Origin of the sequence: [Clostridium] aminophilum DSM 10710 (assembly GCF_000711825.1) — a bacterium.
GTDB lineage: Bacteria > Bacillota > Clostridia > Lachnospirales > Lachnospiraceae > Clostridium_R > Clostridium_R aminophilum.
The window spans coordinates 1-17,646 of sequence record NZ_JONJ01000009.1 but is presented as its reverse complement, the minus strand read 5'-3'; the positions used below and the strand labels follow the sequence as shown (position 1 = coordinate 17,646).

General features: G+C 50.7%; 13 protein-coding genes. 12 read left to right on the top strand and 1 reads right to left on the bottom strand.

The window, feature by feature from the left end:
• Positions 1-47: 47 nt before the first annotated feature.
• The 6 genes from BR86_RS16590 (at position 48) to BR86_RS0107410 (ending at position 7,595) form a co-directional block, all read left to right on the top strand.
• Positions 48-284, top strand: a complete 237-nt coding sequence (locus tag BR86_RS16590) for a 4Fe-4S dicluster domain-containing protein (RefSeq protein ID WP_334291606.1) — start codon at positions 48-50, stop codon at positions 282-284.
• A 232-nt stretch (positions 285-516) separates the two neighbouring features.
• On the top strand, positions 517-750 hold the full coding sequence (locus BR86_RS16660; protein ID WP_031472640.1) for an acyltransferase family protein: 234 nt from the start codon (positions 517-519) through the stop codon (positions 748-750).
• Positions 751-894: 144 nt separating this feature from the next.
• On the top strand, positions 895-1,491 hold the full coding sequence (locus BR86_RS0107425; protein ID WP_143099346.1) for a hypothetical protein: 597 nt from the start codon (positions 895-897) through the stop codon (positions 1,489-1,491).
• 222 nt (positions 1,492-1,713) lie between these two features.
• Entirely contained in the window at positions 1,714-3,117 is a 1,404-nt protein-coding gene (locus tag BR86_RS15205) for a VanZ family protein (protein WP_051684665.1), read from the top strand.
• Positions 3,118-3,233: 116 nt separating this feature from the next.
• Positions 3,234-4,742, top strand: a complete 1,509-nt coding sequence (locus tag BR86_RS0107415; RefSeq protein WP_143099347.1) for a D-alanyl-D-alanine carboxypeptidase family protein — start codon at positions 3,234-3,236, stop codon at positions 4,740-4,742.
• A gap of 213 nt (positions 4,743-4,955) precedes the next feature.
• Positions 4,956-7,595, top strand: a complete 2,640-nt coding sequence (locus BR86_RS0107410; protein ID WP_031472632.1) for a valine--tRNA ligase — start codon at positions 4,956-4,958, stop codon at positions 7,593-7,595.
• A 115-nt stretch (positions 7,596-7,710) separates the two neighbouring features.
• Here the strand turns inward: BR86_RS0107410 and BR86_RS0107405 are convergent, their stop codons facing one another.
• Positions 7,711-8,310 (bottom strand): TetR/AcrR family transcriptional regulator, encoded by a 600-nt coding sequence (locus BR86_RS0107405; protein ID WP_031472630.1) that lies wholly within the window; start codon positions 8,308-8,310, stop codon positions 7,711-7,713.
• A gap of 301 nt (positions 8,311-8,611) precedes the next feature.
• On the opposite strand from BR86_RS0107405, the gene BR86_RS0107400 reads away from it, so the two are divergent.
• From BR86_RS0107400 to BR86_RS0107370, 6 genes are all read left to right on the top strand, one after another.
• Positions 8,612-9,442: an N-acetylmuramoyl-L-alanine amidase family protein gene (locus BR86_RS0107400; RefSeq protein ID WP_051684664.1), complete on the top strand. Its 831-nt coding sequence runs from the start codon at positions 8,612-8,614 to the stop codon at positions 9,440-9,442.
• Between the two features lie 103 nt (positions 9,443-9,545).
• Positions 9,546-11,849 carry a hypothetical protein gene (locus BR86_RS0107395; protein WP_051684663.1) on the top strand — a complete coding sequence of 768 codons (2,304 nt, stop codon included), beginning with the start codon at positions 9,546-9,548 and terminating at the stop codon, positions 11,847-11,849.
• A 48-nt stretch (positions 11,850-11,897) separates the two neighbouring features.
• Complete coding sequence (locus tag BR86_RS0107390; RefSeq protein ID WP_051684662.1) at positions 11,898-14,096, top strand: efflux RND transporter permease subunit; 2,199 nt, start codon at positions 11,898-11,900, stop codon at positions 14,094-14,096.
• A 361-nt stretch (positions 14,097-14,457) separates the two neighbouring features.
• Positions 14,458-15,777 (top strand): bifunctional folylpolyglutamate synthase/dihydrofolate synthase, encoded by a 1,320-nt coding sequence (locus BR86_RS0107380; RefSeq protein WP_038288224.1) that lies wholly within the window; start codon positions 14,458-14,460, stop codon positions 15,775-15,777.
• 11 nt (positions 15,778-15,788) lie between these two features.
• Positions 15,789-15,950 (top strand): hypothetical protein, encoded by a 162-nt coding sequence (locus BR86_RS16140; RefSeq protein ID WP_169738155.1) that lies wholly within the window; start codon positions 15,789-15,791, stop codon positions 15,948-15,950.
• 9 nt (positions 15,951-15,959) lie between these two features.
• A complete protein-coding gene (locus BR86_RS0107370; RefSeq protein ID WP_051684661.1) occupies positions 15,960-17,396 on the top strand; it encodes a tetratricopeptide repeat protein in 1,437 nt (478 codons plus the stop codon).
• Positions 17,397-17,646: the final 250 nt, after the last annotated feature.

Sequence of the window (17,646 nt, the reverse complement as noted above, 5' to 3'; positions counted from 1 at the left end):
GTATTTGGAATCCCAAATAAAGCAATGTCAAGATAATTGTTAAAAGAATGCAAGACCATTTTGCGGAAAGTAGCAGAATGAAAATGAAAGAACTACCTAAGCTTTATATTAGAAAAGAAGAGTGCTGCGGATGCACATCTTGCTATGCAATTTGCTCAAGGAACGCGATAACAATGAAACCAGACGAAGAAGGATTTCAATATCCTGTGATTGACGGAAATATTTGTGTTCGGTGCTACCAATGTATTAAAGTGTGTCCGATAAAAGCAGCAAAAGAGCAATAAAAAACCAAGGGCGCTTTCACGATTGCGCCGTTGTTGCATGTGGAAGCGTAGATGTGAATGTGATGCTCATTAACGTGGAAAGTCTCTGGAATAATGGAAAGACAAAAGCGATCCTCATATTGTTGCGCATAATGGAGTAGCGGGACATCCCGGTGACAAAGATATGAGGCATATCGCAGATAGAATAATTGATGTTTTAATGTCAGAATAACTCGAAAGGCAGAATGAGTTAATGTTGCAGATAACGGACAACAAGAGTTATAAGATTCAGGTATTAAGAGGGCTTGCAATTTTTGCAGTTGTTTTGATACACAATTCCCCGGCAGGAATAGATCAAGCCTGGATCAGGCCACTGTTAAACTTTTCGGTTGGGACGTTCTTGTTCTTGAGTGGCATGCTTTCCAACGCTGATAGATGGAATCCAATGAAGCGTATAAAGAAGGTGGCTATTCCATATGTGATTTGAACGCTCATTTATGTAATTATCGGGAACATAAAGAGCCCTGCGAATATTCCGGTGTCTTTTTTATATAACTTGATAACTGCAAAAGCAGCCGGAGTGGTTTATTATGTCTTTGTATATTGCGAGTTTATCCTGCTAATCCCGACTATGGATAAGTTGGCAAGGTCAAAATACAAATGCTTAGGGTTTGTGATCTCGCCACTGGAAATAATCATTATGAGACTGTTCCCGCTTATGACCGGCTACGAAGTAAACAAGTATATCGGTTTAATAATGCATGTTTCATGTCTTGGGTGGTTCACCTATTACTACCTTGGGTATATGCTTGGTAATGGATTACTAGAAATCAAACTTCCAACATCAAGAATACTCATCCTGTTGGTTGGTGCTATTGGACTGCAAATAGCAGAAGGCTTATGGTACTTTTCTATGGGAGAGCAGAATTGCGGCACCCAATTAAAGTTGTCAGCTATTTTGACAGGAAGCAAGTTTGTACTACTGGGTTATAGGTACTTAGAAACAGAGAAAACTCCGGCACCGAAAATTCTTCACTTGCTGGGGGATTATTCGTTTGGAATATTCTTCTCACACTTGGCTGTTATGTCTGTTTTGAGACGCTTGCCATATTACAGACAGATCGCCGTGTTTCCGGTTAATTCGGTAGTTGCGATTTACGTAAGTCTATTATGCGTGATTGTCGGAAAGAAGATTCTAGGCAAATACGCAAAGTACCTCGCACTATAATTGTGCTCGGACAGACATGTTCTCGCGAACGCTCAAAGGCTCAAAATTGGTGGATGCGTTTCAGGAGCTGAAAATGCGATTTGGCAGAAACGTGAGAATGTTCCTGACCGTATTTTGCGAACAGGCACGGGCATGAATTCGCAGTTTCGTTGACACAAGTAAAACTCAATGAATTAGCTTTCGCCTTTGTCGCAACAAAACCCCTGATAAAAGAGGGCTGACATGAAAAAAATACGAATCCGGATGATGCGGGTGATTCCGATTATACTTATTATCGTTATTGTACTTGTCACATTCACTTTGAATATTAAAAAATCTTCTTACAGCTCTGCCGAATTATCGGAGAAAAAGGAGAGTACAGAAGATTATGACCGGATGGATTACCTTGATTCGGAAGGGCATATTACGTTTGCCGGAGATAAGGGATATGCGACCGTTATAAAAACAAAAAAAGACGGGCATGTGATTCTGGAACAGTATTTTGATGAAAAGGGAAATCTTACGGTTCTTCCGGCAGGATACGCACAGATATCCCGGCGCTATGAAGGAAAAAGGAATACAGAGGTTGTATATCTTGATGCCCGGGATCAAAGGACTGTTGTCAGAGACGGTTATGATACCGTCCGGAGGACTTACACGGATGCCGGAAAAGCAGACATTGAAACCTATTGGATCGGCGATAGGCAGGTTGAACGGAAGCAGGGATACTGGCAGTATCAGCGTGTCTATGACGAATCCAATCATATCTGTGAGCTTCGATATCTGGACCAGGGTGGAGATTTGATCCGGAACACATCTGGTTATGCCGTCGTACATCGCTCTTATGACGGAGAGGCAACCACCGACATGTACTTCGACGAGAACCTGAATCCGGCCACTTCGGATCTTGACCAGTACGGAAAACGGACGGAAGCATTGGGCGATGTCCAGATTACGACATATCTGGATGAGAAGGGCGAGGCACATAACACGAACCGCGGATATGCGATTGTGAAAAAGGAAGGTGCGAAGACACAGTATTACGATGCCGATGAAAAACCGGTCACCATTGGCCGGAATCAATTCGGGGTCGAACAGGTGAATGGTCAGAGTGTTTACCTGAATGAAAACGGGGAACAGATGATGCGTCTTGATAATGTGCTGAACACAAAACCCTACCTGGTTTTGCTCTTTGGCATTCTGATGACGGTTGTGACTATGGCTGTTAAGGGGAAATGGAAAGCGGTATTTTTGTTTATCTACATTCTTTTCATTCTCTACATGACGATGGCATATCGTGAAACCGGTGATAGTCATGGGGAATTTGAACTGTTACGGTCATATAAAGCATTCTTCTCATCCGCCATGACCCGTCAGAACATACTAAACAATATATGGCTGTTCGTGCCGTTCGGGGCGATACTGGGCAGATTCGAACGGAAGGGGTTATGGATCTGGGCTGTGGTGCTGAGCGCTGCCATCGAGTTGGTGCAGTTGGGAACCGGGATCGGCCTCTTTGAATTCGACGATATTCTGAGCAACAGTATCGGCGCGGTGATTGGATATGGGCTGGCGAGGAGTTTTCGTCGGTTTAGATTCGGCAAAAATAAGAGCACGATAAAAGAGGACGATATGAGGACGATATGATTGTAAATCCTTTGACCGAATAATGGTTTGAGTGATATAATTTTTCCTTGTATATGCAAAATATTCTGAAATAGAATTTGCAGAGTAAAGAATGAACGAACTGCGAGGAAAAGAAATTGGTAAAAAAGGAATATCGATCCCGGGCGTTTTGGCGTATTGCCGCGGTGTGGACGGTTTTGACCATGTCTGCCGTCACGCCGCTCTCCGCTCTTGCAGACGGTCCGGGAGGAAGTTCGTCCTCCGCGTCTGCCGTTTCGGTGGGAAGCGCCGGACCGGGAGCGGAGAGCGGTCAGGGTCCGCTTCCAACGGTCACGGAGGATTATCCGACCATCGAGAGCACCGTTCATGCGGGAGAGGCGGTACCGACCGTGGGCGGAGGAATCGGAACAGGAACGGCTGCTTCGTCGGCAGCAGTATCGTCGAAGATCGCAAAGCCCGAGATTTCGTCCGAGGCCGCTGCGCTCTATGACGTGACCCACGGGCAGTTTCTCTTTGAAAAGAATTCCGGGACACGGTTTTATCCGGCATCCATCACCAAAGTGATGACCGCGCTTTTGGCGGCGGAGAACCTGAATCCCGATCAGACCGTCACGGTTTCCGAGGCTGCGGTTTCCAACCTCGAATCCGGTGCGGTGACGCTGGATGTCAAGGCGGGAGACACCTTCAGGGCGGGGGATGTTCTCTACGGCATGTGGCTGAAGAGTGCGAATGAACTGGCCAATGTGCTGGCGGAGGCGGTTTCCGGCAGTGTCTCTTCCTTTGTCGGGAAGATGAACGCGAGGGCGGCGCAGATCGGTGCCACGGGAACCCATTTTGCCAACACGAACGGATTAAACGATTCAAACCATTACACCACGGCGCATGACTATGCACTGATCACCGCCGAGGCCTTTCGGAATTCCACGGTTCAGAAGGTGGCGTCGTCCCTGCATTACACCTTCCCGGCGACGGGAACCCAGGGATCCCAGTATCTGACCATGGGACACAAGATGCTGAATCCGGCCAGCGCGTATTACTATGAGAACTTTATCGGCGGAAAGACCGGCTATACATCGAAAGCCGGCAACACGCTGACTTCCGTTGCAGAGCAGAACGGAGTCCGTCTGGTTGCCGTAGTTCTGAAGAGTAGCGGCACCCATTATCCGGACACGAGAAAGCTCTTTGACTATGGCTTTGCGGCGGTTCAGAGTTCCGCACAGAACGCTGCGAATTCGTCACAGACGGCGGAGAGCGTCTCACAGGGGCCGGACGCGGGTCAGGTCTCCGGTCCGGGGGCAAACGGATCCTCCGCCGCGAATGCCGGAAGTGTGATTGGAAGCCGCTGGGTTGAGGAGACGTCAGGGGTATGGAAGTTCCTGAAAAAGGATGGAACCTATGCCGCATCCGAGACCCTTCGGATCAAAGATCACTATTACACCTTTGCGGGTGACGGCCGGATGGTGACCGGATGGCAGAACGGGGATGGATACTGGAGATATTACCGCTCGGAAGGTTCCATGCGCACAAATGTGTGGATTCAGTCGAACGGTTTATGGTATTATGTCGGAGAGACCGGCGTGATGCTTACAAACACGGTGACACCGGACGGCTACAGGGTGAACGAGGAAGGCGTCTGGGTGCCGTAAACGGGAACCGGTCACGGTCAAGGTTCTGGTCCTGGTCCTGGGAGACGCCGAAGTATCATGCAGGTATTTATTATGCCCTGCCTTCGAGATCTTTGACCGGTGCCGCCTGAAACGGCCACGCGGAATCAAACGCGATAAATCAGAGAATCCGGTCCGGAACCCTCAGATGAGGGTGTACGGACCGATGCATCAAACATAAGGAGAATGTGAGCAATGAAAGAGCTTGAAAAGACCTACAATCCGGCGGACATTGAGGAACGCCTTTACGAGAAATGGCTCAGAGGAAAATACTTCCACGCGGAAGTGGACAAGAGAAAGAAGCCGTTTTCCATCGTGATGCCGCCGCCGAACATCACCGGTAAGCTGCACATGGGACACGCGCTGGACAACACCATGCAGGATATTCTGATCCGTTATAAGAGAATGCAGGGTTACTCCGCACTCTGGCAGCCGGGAACCGACCACGCTGCGATTGCAACGGAGGTCAAGGTCACCAATAAGCTCAAAGACGAGGGTATCGACAAGCAGGCACTGGGCCGTGAAGGATTCCTCGAGAAGTGCTGGGACTGGAGAAAAGAGTATGGCACCACCATCATTTCCCAGCTTCACAAGCTTGGCTCCTCTGCCGACTGGGACAGAGAGCGCTTCACCATGGATGAGGGCTGCAGCGAGGCGGTAAAGGAAGTCTTTCTGCGTCTCTACGAGAAGGGATACATTTACAAGGGATCCCGTATCATCAACTGGTGCCCGGTCTGCCAGACATCCATCTCTGATGCCGAGGTAGAGCACGAGGATCAGGACGGCTTCTTCTGGCACATCAATTATCCGATCGTGGGCGAGGAAGGCAGATTCGTTGAGATCGCGACAACCCGTCCGGAGACGCTTCTCGGCGATACCGCGGTTGCCGTAAACCCGGAGGATGAGAGATATCAGGATATCATTGGCAAAATGCTGAAGCTTCCGCTGACCGACCGTGAGATTCCGGTGATTGCGGACAGCTATGTTGACAAGGAATTCGGTACCGGCTGCGTAAAGATCACACCGGCACACGACCCCAACGACTTCGAAGTCGGAAAGAGACACAATCTCGCGGAGATCTGCATCCTGACCGATGACGCGAAGATCTCCGTTCCGGGCAAATATTTCGGCATGGACCGCTACGAGGCGAGAAAAGCCATGGTCGAGGACCTGAAGGAAATGGGCCTTCTGGTTAAGGTGGTTCCGCACGCACACAACGTCGGAACCCATGACCGCTGCCATACGACCGTAGAGCCGATGGTAAAGCCGCAGTGGTTCGTCAAGATGGACGAGATGGCAAAGCCGGCGATCGAGGCGATCAAGACCGGAAAGCTCCGTTTTGTTCCGGAGAGTTATGGAAAGACCTATCTCCACTGGCTGGAGAACATCAAGGACTGGTGCATTTCCCGTCAGCTCTGGTGGGGACACCGGATTCCGGCTTATTACTGCGAGGACTGCGGTGAGATGGTGGTTTCCCGTGAGGAGCCGACCGTTTGCCCGAAGTGCGGAAAGAAACATTTCCGCCAGGATGAGGATACCCTCGATACCTGGTTCTCCTCCGCGCTCTGGCCGTTCTCCACACTCGGCTGGCCGCAGAAGACCGAGGAACTCGAGTACTTCTATCCGACGGATGTTCTGGTAACCGGTTACGATATCATTTTCTTCTGGGTTATCCGAATGGTATTCTCCGGTATCGAGCAGACCGGAAAGGTTCCGTTCCACACCGTTCTGATTCATGGCCTTGTCCGCGACAGTCAGGGACGGAAGATGAGTAAATCTCTTGGCAACGGTATCGATCCGCTGGATGTCATCGAGAAATACGGCGCGGATGCGCTTCGTATGACGCTGATGACCGGAAACGCGCCGGGCAACGACATGCGTTTCTATTGGGAGAGAGTGGAGGCGAGCCGCAACTTTGCCAACAAGGTATGGAACGCGTCCCGCTTCATCATGATGAACATCGAGAAGGCCGGCGAGAAGGAAGTTTCGCTGGCGGACCTGACAATGGCAGACCGCTGGATCCTCTCCAAGATGAACACGCTGACAAAGGACGTTACCGAGAATCTCGACAAGTACGAACTCGGTATCGCGCTGCAGAAGGTTCAGGATTTCATCTGGGAAGAGTTCTGCGACTGGTACATCGAGATGGTGAAGCCGCGTCTCTACGATGACAGCGATGAGACCAAGGCAGCGGCGATCTGGACGCTGAAGACTGTCCTGATCAACGGCTTAAAACTTCTTCATCCGTTTATGCCGTTCATCACCGAGGAGATCTTCGACAATCTTCAGGAAGAAGAGGAGACCATCATGGTTTCCAGCTGGCCGGTATACCGCGATGAGTGGCACTTCGGAGAAGAGGAAAATGCGACTGAGATGATCAAGGAAGCGGTTCGCAGTATCCGTAACGTCCGCACATCCATGAACGTTGCGCCGAGCCGTAAGGCAAAGGTTTACGTTGTGTCCCAGGATGAGAAGGTTCTGGAGGTATTTGAGCGGAGCCGCGCGTTCTTTGCCACACTCGGATATGCGTCCGAAGTTGTGACACAGAAGGACAAGAACGGAATCGAGAGCGACGCCGTGTCCGCGGTTACACCGCAGGCGACGATGTACATTCCGTTTGCGGAACTCGTGGATATCGAGAAAGAGATTGAGCGTCTGGAAACGGAAAAGAAGAAACTCCAGGGCGAGCTGACACGTTCGACCAAGATGCTTTCCAACGAGAAGTTCCTGGCGAAGGCACCGGAAGAGAAGGTTGCCGAAGAAAAGGCAAAACTTGCGAACTATGAGCAGATGATGGCGCAGGTGGAAGAGCGCCTTGCATCGCTGAAAAAATAAGATCCGGCAGAAAATAAAACCGGAATAAAACAAAAAATGACCTTGTGTACCGGAGTTGATGGTGCACAAGGTCTTTCTTGTTTTATAGGATCATATCCATTCTTTCGCTCTTCTATTAATGTTCCACAGGATTCTGAAGTACCCGGATTCCTTTGGTGATGAATTCCTCGGTGAGACTGCTCATCTCGGTCGGAGATTCCTGCATTCCGTCCTTGATCCAGTATTCGACAAGGCCAATGCAGCCGGAAACAATGTAGGAAGAGAACGCTTTCAAGATTCCGTTACCGGTATAATCCGTCGAATAGCGGTCCGAAAGCCATTTGCGGAGCGCCCGGTCGCGGATGATGTCCTTCATACGGTTCTCAAAATTGATGTTTCCGTTTTCACCAATCATGACGGAGATGAGATCGCTGTTGCGCTTGATAAACGGATACAGCTCATTAAAAAGAAGAGACGGTTTTTCCGACAGCTCCAGAGCACTGTGCTGTTCGAGGATCTGATCAAATTCTTCGGCAAAATCGTCCTCAATTTTTTCTGCCAGATCGTAAACATCCTTATAATGAAGATAGAAGGTGCCCCGGTTGATGTCTGCCATCTCGGAGATCTCGCGGACGGTGATATCCTGCAGTTTTTTGGTGCGCATCAGCTGAATGAGACATTCCCGCAGCGCTTTTCTGGTTTTGCGGATTCTTCGGTCTAAGTTTTTTTCGTCCATATTGGCACCCCTTGCGAATTATTTTATAAACAATAGACATTTATATAACATTGTGTTGAATAAACGTACTAATGATGGATAGTGTTTATTGCATTTCTCCAACATCATTTGTATAATGCATTATAGTTTAAAAATCGACAGATGTCAATTATCGTGACGGATGATGGAAAAGATATTTATGTCGTTATTTTATTTATCGTCCGGTATGGTACAATAATTAAATAAAATGTGTTTTTGTGCATGTTTTGTAACGCAGTGCCGATAAAATATAAAGAAAAGTTTGATATACGGAGGAAAGATTATGAAAACAGGGCCTGAAAACATGTTTCGAACGGTGCTGATGGCATCGATGATCAGTATGGCGTTTCCGTGTGCCTCCGCATATGCGGCGACCTGGGAGAATACCGGAAGCGGCTGGACGTATGTCAATGAGGCGGGAGAACGCCTGACCGGCTGGCAGCAGGACGGCGGACAGTGGTTTTACCTCGATGAAAACGGCCTGATGAAGACCGGCTGGATCCGCGATGAGGGGAAATGGTACCTTTTGGACAGCTCCGGCGCGATGATGACCGGGACGGTGGAAGATGAGGAGACGGAATATCTGTTTTCCGACTCGGGCGATCTCACCAGCGCAGCCAGAAAGAAAAATGAAGGCGGCGGGACTTTTCCCGTCGGATTTTACACCGAGACACAGCAGGAATTTGCCGACAGCCTGAATGAAGCCAAACAGGATGACGGCGAGGATCGCGACAAGACGTCGGACCGGGACGATGATTCCCCGTTCGATTACGATAAAGATAAGGCATTTGTGATCGATGCGGTTTTGCAGAGAACCGCCGAACACCGGTTGGAAGCGGCGCTTGCGAACGGTTATCTCAACAACGCGGTTACCGGAGAGGGAACCATTGACGATTATTATGCCGCCAATCTTCCGAAATGGAAGAGCAGACGTCATATGGAGATCTATATCAGCAACACGTATGACGCATCGACGGCATTTGACCGCCTGATGGCGCGTCACAATGAGACAAAGAAAAAACGGACCGACCGGGCTGTTTATTATTCGAGAGCAGGCATCGCTGCTGCGGAGAAAAACGGCAGAAAGTACTTTATGATTGAATTGTCCCGATAAGAAACCGGGATAGAAGAGAAGGTTTGAAAGTTAGCTTTCAGACATGGATTGCGGTTTGGACAGACGGGGAATAAAGCCTGTCTGAGCCCGGAGGATGAGAACTATGAACAGGAATCGGACTATCATGACAAGAACGCTGGCCGCAGGGATCGCTGCGCTGATGATCGCCGGGAATACGCTTCTTCCGGCGTTTGCCGCAGAACCGCAGGTCCAGGTCGATGAGACGCTCTATGTCAATGCGGATTTTTACGGGAGAGCTACATCGACCAATGTGGTGAAAAGCGTCGGAATGAACGGTCTGACGTCCTTTACCGATTACGGAAAATACACGGATGTCATCAATATGACCAACACGTCGGAGCCGGAGAGGGAAGACGGAAAACTCAGCTGGACCGTTCCGGAGGGCACGAGCCGTTTTTACTATGAGGGGAAAATGGACCGGAATACGGTGGAACTTCCCTGGAATTTTGATATCAGTTACAAGCTGAACGGTGTGGAAACCGCAGCGGAGAAGTTAAAGGGCGCATCGGGATTGATCGAGATTCACATCAAGGCGACGCCGAACGACCGGGCGAATGTTTATTACCGGAATAACATGCTTCTGACCGTTGCAGTTCCGGTGGATATGGATAAATGCTACAGCGTCGATGCGCCGGGCTCCCAGAATCAGAGCGTCGGAAGCTACACCGGCATCATGTTTATGGCACTTCCCGGTGAAGAAGGCGACTATACCGTCCGCCTCGGAACCGACAACTTTACCAGTACCGGCATCATTATGGCCATGGTTCCGGGAACACTGTCCGATCTCGGCAAAATCAAGGATCTGAACGAGGCGAAGAACACCTGGCGGGAAAACGGCAATAAGATGTACGACAGCATGACGAAGCTGATTCAGTCCATGGAAGCGATGAAGGGCGATGTGGCGATTGCCCGGGACGGCATCGGCAATCTTCAGGCCGCGCAGAACAGCTTCAGCGGAAACCGCGTTCAGATGGAAAACCTCAGCACGGAAGCCGTAAACGGACTCCGCACGCTGACTGATCAGACCGCGGCGATGATTCCGTATATTCAGATTACCCAGCAGGCGGTTACGGACATCAATCAGGATGTTGACACCATGTATGTGACGCTCAAGGGAATGCAGGGAGAACTGGATGATCTGGACGGATCACTGCGGTCCCTGAGAAGCGCACTTCGGACGGCGTCCGGTTCCGGAAGCGCGACGGAGCGCGATAAAGCGAAGGAAAAAGCACTTGAGATCAAGAAAAAACTTTCCGCGCTTCATGAGAGACAGCGTCAGAATCTGGATCAGGCGAGATCGAATATCAGTGACAGCCTGATCAATATTGACAAGATCAATGCCGCCGAGGCAAAGCGGCAGGCTGAGATTGCGGCACAGAATCCGGAGATCGCGGCTGCCGTCAAAAAGTCGCTGGAGGACAGCGTGAATCTTGCCGCAAAGAATAAATACGCGGGAGAAGCTCTGACACGGATCGGCGAAGCCGCGGATCAGATCACGGCGGCTTCCCCGGGACAGCTCCCGCCGCCGCTGAATGCCGAGGTGAAGGCCGAGGCGCAGCATCAGGCCGAAGTTCTCGGACAACAGCTGGAAGAGTACGCGAAGATCATCCGGAGAACCTCGGAGAGTACTGCAAAGAACGGTTATTCGAACACGGCGAGCAAGGTCTTCCAGGATGCGGAGGATGTTCTGGATGTGGCCGACGGTGTCGATGATTCCGTCATCCAGCTTCTCAACAACATGGATAAGCTTCTGTCGGATATGGACAGCATCGCGGACAAGAGCGCGGACAGTGTTACCGATCTGCGCGGCGTGATGGATGAGCTGAATGATCTCTGCGGCAATGTCGAGACGCTGATTGATACGATGGATTCCTACGTTCCGTCGCTTCAGAACGGCCTTTCGGATTCAGAGACTTTGATGAACGATCTGACAGACGAGATGAGTGCGTCCTATAATCTCCTGAATCTGGTCAATGAGACGGCAAAGTCCGCCGGCCCGAATCTGGATGCGGGAGCACAGAAGGAACTGAAGGCGCTTCGCGGAACGCTCACACAGACGCTGAATGTCATCGATCATCTGAAAGATGTGCGGGAGGCGGCCGACCTGATGAAGCAGACGGTCGATAACGAGCTGGATAAGATGGAAAATGAGCATAATTTCCTGAATATCGATCCGGATGCGGAGATGGTATCCTTCACCTCTGAGCAGAATCCGGCGCCGCACAGCCTGCAGATCATTCTTCGAACGGATGAGATTGATGACAATACGGTTCCGACCGATATCACCGACAACGATGCGGATGTGGACAAGGGCAATGCCTGGAGCCGTATCGTCAACATTTTTATAAAGATCTTTGAGGCGATCCGCGATTTCTTTTCAAAGTAACGGAAAAAGCCCCGGATCACTACAGTATATTGCGGAAGAGAGTGCTTCATGAGTATTTTAGAAAAACTGCATCGGAAAAGGCAGGATGCGGAGAGAAGCGGAAATGACGGCAAAGATGCGCCGAAGAAAAACGCACTGGCGTATTTCATCGTCGACCATAATCACGTGATCTCCAAAATCGTGGCCGTCTTTGTGATCTTCTTTCTGATCTGCATTCCGTTTGTCGGCATCAACTATGACCTGACGTCGTACCTTCCGGAGTCCAGTGAATCCAAACAGGCGATCGACAAGATGGAGGCAACGTTCGGATATCCCGGAACCGCGCGCATCATGATCAAGGATGTCACGCTGTATGAGGCAAAGCAGTACAAGAGCCTCATGGAGAAGGTGGACGGTGTCGATCAGATCGTGTGGTGCGATATGACCACGCCGATCTATTCGTCGCCGGATTTCATCGACTACACCAAAATCGATGAGTATTACAAAGACGGAAATGCGGTGATGGATCTCACTTTCAAAAAAGGAGACAATGACGATTCCACCAAACAGGCGATCAACCGTCTGACGGAGATTCTGGGCGACCGCGGTTACGTGACCGGACCTTCGCCCACACAGAAGCTGATTTCGGAAAATGTACAGCAGCAGATGAAATTCATTCTTCTGTTTGCGGGAGCCGTCATTTTCCTGATTCTGCTGTTCACGACCACCTCCTGGTTTCAGCCGATCCTGTTTCTCACGGTTATGCTGTGCGCGATCATCCTGAACAAGGGAAGCAACATTATTCTCGGAGAGATCTCCTTTGTCACCAACAACATTCAGGACGTCATGCAGCTGGCGACTTCCATGGACTATTCGGTATTCCTGCTGAATGCCTATGAGCGCGAGCGCGCGAGAGGCCTGGACAATGAGACCGCCCTGAAGATCGGTCTCGGCAACACGATCAACACGGTTCTCGCCAGCTCGATGACAACCTTCTTCGGTTTCCTCGCGCTTGTCACGATGAAATTCCACATGGGTTTCGACCTTGGTATCGTCCTCGCGAAGAGTATCATCTGCTCGCTGCTGATGGTTATCTTCCTGATGCCGGCTCTTCTTCTCCGGTGGAACGACCGTCTTGACCGGACGGAGCATAAGCCGTTTCTGCCGGATTTCCATAAGTTTTCGATCCGTGTGAACCGTTTAAGCCCGTACATTCTCGCAACTCTCCTGATCTTCGCGCTTCCGGCGTATTTTGCCCAGAGCATGAATGACTTCAAGTTCGGCGTGTCGGCGCTTGCGTCCGGAAAACGGACGGCAATTTATCAGGAAACGAGGGAGATCGAGGAAAAATTCGGCAAATCGAACCTGTTCGTCTGCATTTTCCCGAACGATTCACCCGCGACGGAGAAAGCGATCATCGATGAGATTGAGGCGATGCCGGACTGCAAAAAGGTCATGGGCATAGCATCCTATCTTCCGGACGGCGTTCCGGAGCAGATTCTGCCGGGCAAGATCACGGAGTTGTTCCACAAGGACGGATGGACGAGAATTCTGGTCTATCTGAAGACGAAGGAAGAGAGTGAGCTTGCGTTTAAAGACAGCAATGAGGTTCAGAGCGTTATCCGGAAATATTATCCGGAGGAAGGCTTTGTCGCCGGTATGACGCCGACCAACATTGATCTGAAACAGATTCTGTCGGAGGATTACACCAACGCGAACAATCTGGCGATCTTCTGCATTTTCCTGGTTGTGGCCATTACCTATAAGTCGCTGGTCATCCCCATTGTGACGATGATCCCGATCATGATCGCGATCTACATGAATATGTCCTTCCCGTATATTGCGGGAGAGGAAATGATCTACATCGCATACGCTGTTGTCAGCTGTATTCAGCTCGGATCCTGCATTGACTATGCGATATCGTCCATGGAAAACTATGAGCTGATCCGGAAGACGGAGCCGGACAAGAAGATTGCGGCGCAGAAGATGACGCAGATGAGTTTCCCGTCGATTCTGACGTCGGGCATGATTCTGTCACTCTGCGGTTATTCCATCAATCAGTTGTCCTCGATTCCTGTTATCAGTGAGGTCGGCCATCTGGTCGGAAGAGGCGCGTTCTTTGCGGTGATTGCGGTTACCTGCGCAATGCCGGTACTTCTGAAACTGTTTGATATGTTCCTCACCGCCGATGCGAGGACAAGACACCGGATCATGAAGGAAAAGGCGATGCAGTTTGGCGCGAGATTCCACGGGAAAGAACGAAAGTGACCGGTAAGCGGTGGATGAATACCGAAAAAGAATGCAGATAAAAGAATATAGATAAAAGAATATTGTCAAAGGAATACAGACAAATGAAAATATGGGCAATCCGTTCCGGACGGCGGCAAAAATTGTGCCGGTCCGGCGGATTGCCATGTGCGGCGGGTTCCGGACCGGTTTCGGAATCCGCCGTTTTTTCGTATGATCGGGAAGGATATAAGACAGGGGAGGGGGGACGGAAAATTATGGTACCCATCTTTTGACAAATCATATATAATAAACCCTGTATGCAACGTGGCGAAACTCGATTCGCGGGGTTTTGCCCGTTATCGCGGCAGTTTCGTAAGACTGCTGATGGGGGAGGCAGATTATGTTCGATTATCATCATGTAACTATGGCAGAAGCAGAGGAACATATCAATTCCATTCCGCGTTTTACAAAAGAAAAACACAGTATGGAAGAACTGCGGGGCATGCTTTCGATGCTTCACGCGGAGCCGGACGGCAGAAAAGTCATCCATGTGGCCGGGACAAACGGAAAAGGTTCGGTCTGCGCGTTTTTGGGCTCGATCTATCGGGAAGCGGGGCTAAGCACGGCGGTGTTTACATCACCCCATCTGGTAAAGATAAACGAGCGTTTCTCTTTTGACGGGAAAATGGTCTCGGATGAAATGTTTCTCCGCGCTTATGCGGAAGTATTGGCGGCGGAGGAGCCGATCCGGCAGAAATACCGCACGATTCCGAGTTATTTTGAATATCTGTTTCTGATGTTTTGCGTGATGTGCCGGGAGATTCCGACGGACCGCATTGTTCTGGAGACGGGACTCGGCGGAAGGCTCGACGCGACAAACTGTCTCAAAAAGCCGCATTTGACCGCTATCACGTCGATCAGTCTGGATCATATGCAGTTTCTCGGCGACACGGTAGCAAAGATCGCGGCAGAAAAAGCCGGAATTATCTGTGACGGCGTTCCGGTAGTCTATGATGACACGGATCCGGATGCCTCCCGCGTAATGGCGAAGGCGGCCGGAGAGCATCATGCGGATGCGTATCCGGTCGGGACCGGTTCCTTCCGGGATCTTCATTTTGAAGACGGAATGCTCCGGATAAACGCGAAACTCATCGCCGGCGGTGAGCAGAACCTGAAAGTGCCGTTTGCGGCGCCATATCAGGCGGTGAATGCCATGATCGCGATGCGGATCGCTGAGCTCGACGGGATTCGTCCGGATACGGCTGCGGCGGGAATATACAGGATGAAGTGGCCGGCCAGAATGGAGCGCATCGCTCCGGAGATCTATCTGGACGGTGGCCACAATGAAGGCGGCATCCGTGCTTTTGCCGGAGCGGCGAAGGAGATCGCACAGTCCAGACCGGACGGTACGGAGAACGGTACCGGTGCGGTACGGGTTCTCTTTGCGGTGGCTTCCGACAAGGAATACGAGAAGATGCTCGGGATCATCCGTGACCGGCTTCAGCCCGACAAGGTTTATCTGACTGTGATGCAGTCGATGCGTACGCTCTCGGAAGATGAACTGCGGAAGGCCGCAGAGGACACGCTTTCTTCGTATGAAGTCTTTCCGTCGGTTCCGGAGGCGCTTCGGCGTGCAGCCGGGGAGAAGAAGCCGGGAGATCTGCTTTTTATCTGCGGATCCCTTTATCTGGCGGGAGAAATTAAAGGAATATTGAAATAAGAGGTAAATCTATGGCAGGAAACAGAGACGAAAAACTCATCGATTTTGAGGAGGAGCTGAGCAGCTTTCAGCCGAGTCTGGATGTCAGCGGTGTCGGTGACGCGATCGTGAAACAGGATCTCACCGATATGACGGATATTCTGATGGAACTGATGAAACAGGCGAAGGATTGAGAGGGCAGCATGATCCATTCAAAACAAATCCGGGCTGCGGCAAACAGTCTGTACAATGAGGGCCTTCGCCGTGCAAAGCGCCGCGATCTGACCGGAGCGGCGTACTGCCTGAAGCATTGTCTCAATATCTGCAAAAATCACTCCGATGCCCGGGATCTTCTCGGACTGATCTATTATGAGATGGGGGAGATTTCGGAGGCTCTGGTTCAGTGGGTCATTGCGGCCAATCTGGATGCGAAGGATACCCGCGCTGCGGCGTATATTGAGACAATTCAGGAGCATCAGAGAGAACTGGAAGAGGCAGGAGAACAGATCCGGGCTTATAATTCCGCACTTATGCAGGCGCAGTCCGGCAATGTCGACCTGGCGATTCTCCAGCTGTCCGGCGTTGTGGAGAGTTATCCCCGTTTCGTGAAGGCACAGCTTCTTCTCGCCCTTCTCTGTATTGAGACGGGAAGTTACGTAAAGGCGGGAAGACCGCTTCTGAAGGTTCTGAAAATCGATCGGGAAAACCCGAAAGCCAACCGCTACATGGCGATTGTAAAGTCAAAGACCGGAAAGACGGAGCTGGAACACAAGCGGTTCCGCAGTACGCTTTCCCACCGGAGAATGACGGATGATGACGTCATAATTCCGACCAGTTACAAAGAGAATACGGGATGGCAGTCGATTCTCAACATCGGTGCCGGTCTTCTTCTCGGAGCGGCGGCGGTCTTCTTCCTGATTATGCCGGCGAGAACCCGGTATCTGAACAGTCACCACGCACAGGAGATTTTCGGCTTCAACGAGCAGCTGAATCAGAAAAATGAGGAGATTGCAAGTCTGAAGACCAATCTTTCCGAGGCAGAGACTGCGAAAAAAAGCAGCGACGATCAGCTCAATGATCTGATGAACAACAGCGACAGCGTGCTGGCGCAGTATTCGACGATGATTCAGATTGAGAATTATCTCCGTCAGGGCAATATGTCCGCGGCGGCGGCACTCTATCCGAAATTCCGGCCGGATGCCTTTACCGATGAGACGGTGAAGGGCATCGGTATGGCGCTGAAAAATGAGATCGAGACGAACGGCTATCAGACTCTGGAAGACACAGCGTATTCCGAATGGGCGGCTGGACGTTTTGCAAGCGCGCTGGATCTGTATAACACCTGTCTTCAGATCCGCCCGTCGAACCCGAAGGTAATCCTCTACATGGCATCGATCAGCAAGGCGATGAACAACAGAGAGGACGCGATCAAATATTATTCGCAGATTATCGCGAACTTTACGGATTCCGAGCAGGCGGCGACCGCGAGAACACAGCTTGCGGAACTCTCGCCGGAGGCCGCACAGGCGGCAGCGAACCAGGCGGATGCAAACCGCAAGGCCGCAGCGGCGGCAGCGGCAACGGAAGCCGCGCAGGAGGGCGAATCCCCATCTCAGCCGGCAGAGGTTAATGAGAACTGAAAAATTACAAAAAAAGGAAGGATCTCCGGGATTGGCAATGTCATTAAGTTAGTATTGTATCCCGAGGCTGAAACTTTAAAGAGGGTGCTGAAATTGTTCCGGCATCCTCTTTTTCCATGTCTTTTTCCACGACAAATAGACGGATGCAAATCCGTCTGATAAATACGTGTATAATCTATGGATTTATGCTACTCTATAAAGGAAACCTTTAAAGATTCTTGCGGATTGGTATCTTTCCCGGTGCCGGTCA

Excerpts from the sequence above, each read along its gene's own strand:
- BR86_RS0107390 (WP_051684662.1), top strand. The coding sequence starts at position 11,898 with ATGAGTATTTTAGAAAAACTGCATCGGAAAAGGCAGGATGCGGAGAGA.
- BR86_RS0107425 (WP_143099346.1), top strand. The coding sequence starts at position 895 with ATGGATAAGTTGGCAAGGTCAAAATACAAATGCTTAGGGTTTGTGATC.
- BR86_RS0107410 (WP_031472632.1), top strand. The coding sequence starts at position 4,956 with ATGAAAGAGCTTGAAAAGACCTACAATCCGGCGGACATTGAGGAACGC.
- BR86_RS0107370 (WP_051684661.1), top strand. The coding sequence starts at position 15,960 with ATGATCCATTCAAAACAAATCCGGGCTGCGGCAAACAGTCTGTACAAT.
- BR86_RS15205 (WP_051684665.1), top strand. The coding sequence starts at position 1,714 with ATGAAAAAAATACGAATCCGGATGATGCGGGTGATTCCGATTATACTT.
- BR86_RS16660 (WP_031472640.1), top strand. The coding sequence starts at position 517 with ATGTTGCAGATAACGGACAACAAGAGTTATAAGATTCAGGTATTAAGA.
- BR86_RS16140 (WP_169738155.1), top strand. The coding sequence starts at position 15,789 with ATGGCAGGAAACAGAGACGAAAAACTCATCGATTTTGAGGAGGAGCTG.
- BR86_RS0107380 (WP_038288224.1), top strand. The coding sequence starts at position 14,458 with ATGTTCGATTATCATCATGTAACTATGGCAGAAGCAGAGGAACATATC.
- BR86_RS0107395 (WP_051684663.1), top strand. The coding sequence starts at position 9,546 with ATGAACAGGAATCGGACTATCATGACAAGAACGCTGGCCGCAGGGATC.
- BR86_RS0107400 (WP_051684664.1), top strand. The coding sequence starts at position 8,612 with ATGAAAACAGGGCCTGAAAACATGTTTCGAACGGTGCTGATGGCATCG.
- BR86_RS0107405 (WP_031472630.1), bottom strand. The coding sequence starts at position 8,310 with ATGGACGAAAAAAACTTAGACCGAAGAATCCGCAAAACCAGAAAAGCG.
- BR86_RS16590 (WP_334291606.1), top strand. The coding sequence starts at position 48 with ATGCAAGACCATTTTGCGGAAAGTAGCAGAATGAAAATGAAAGAACTA.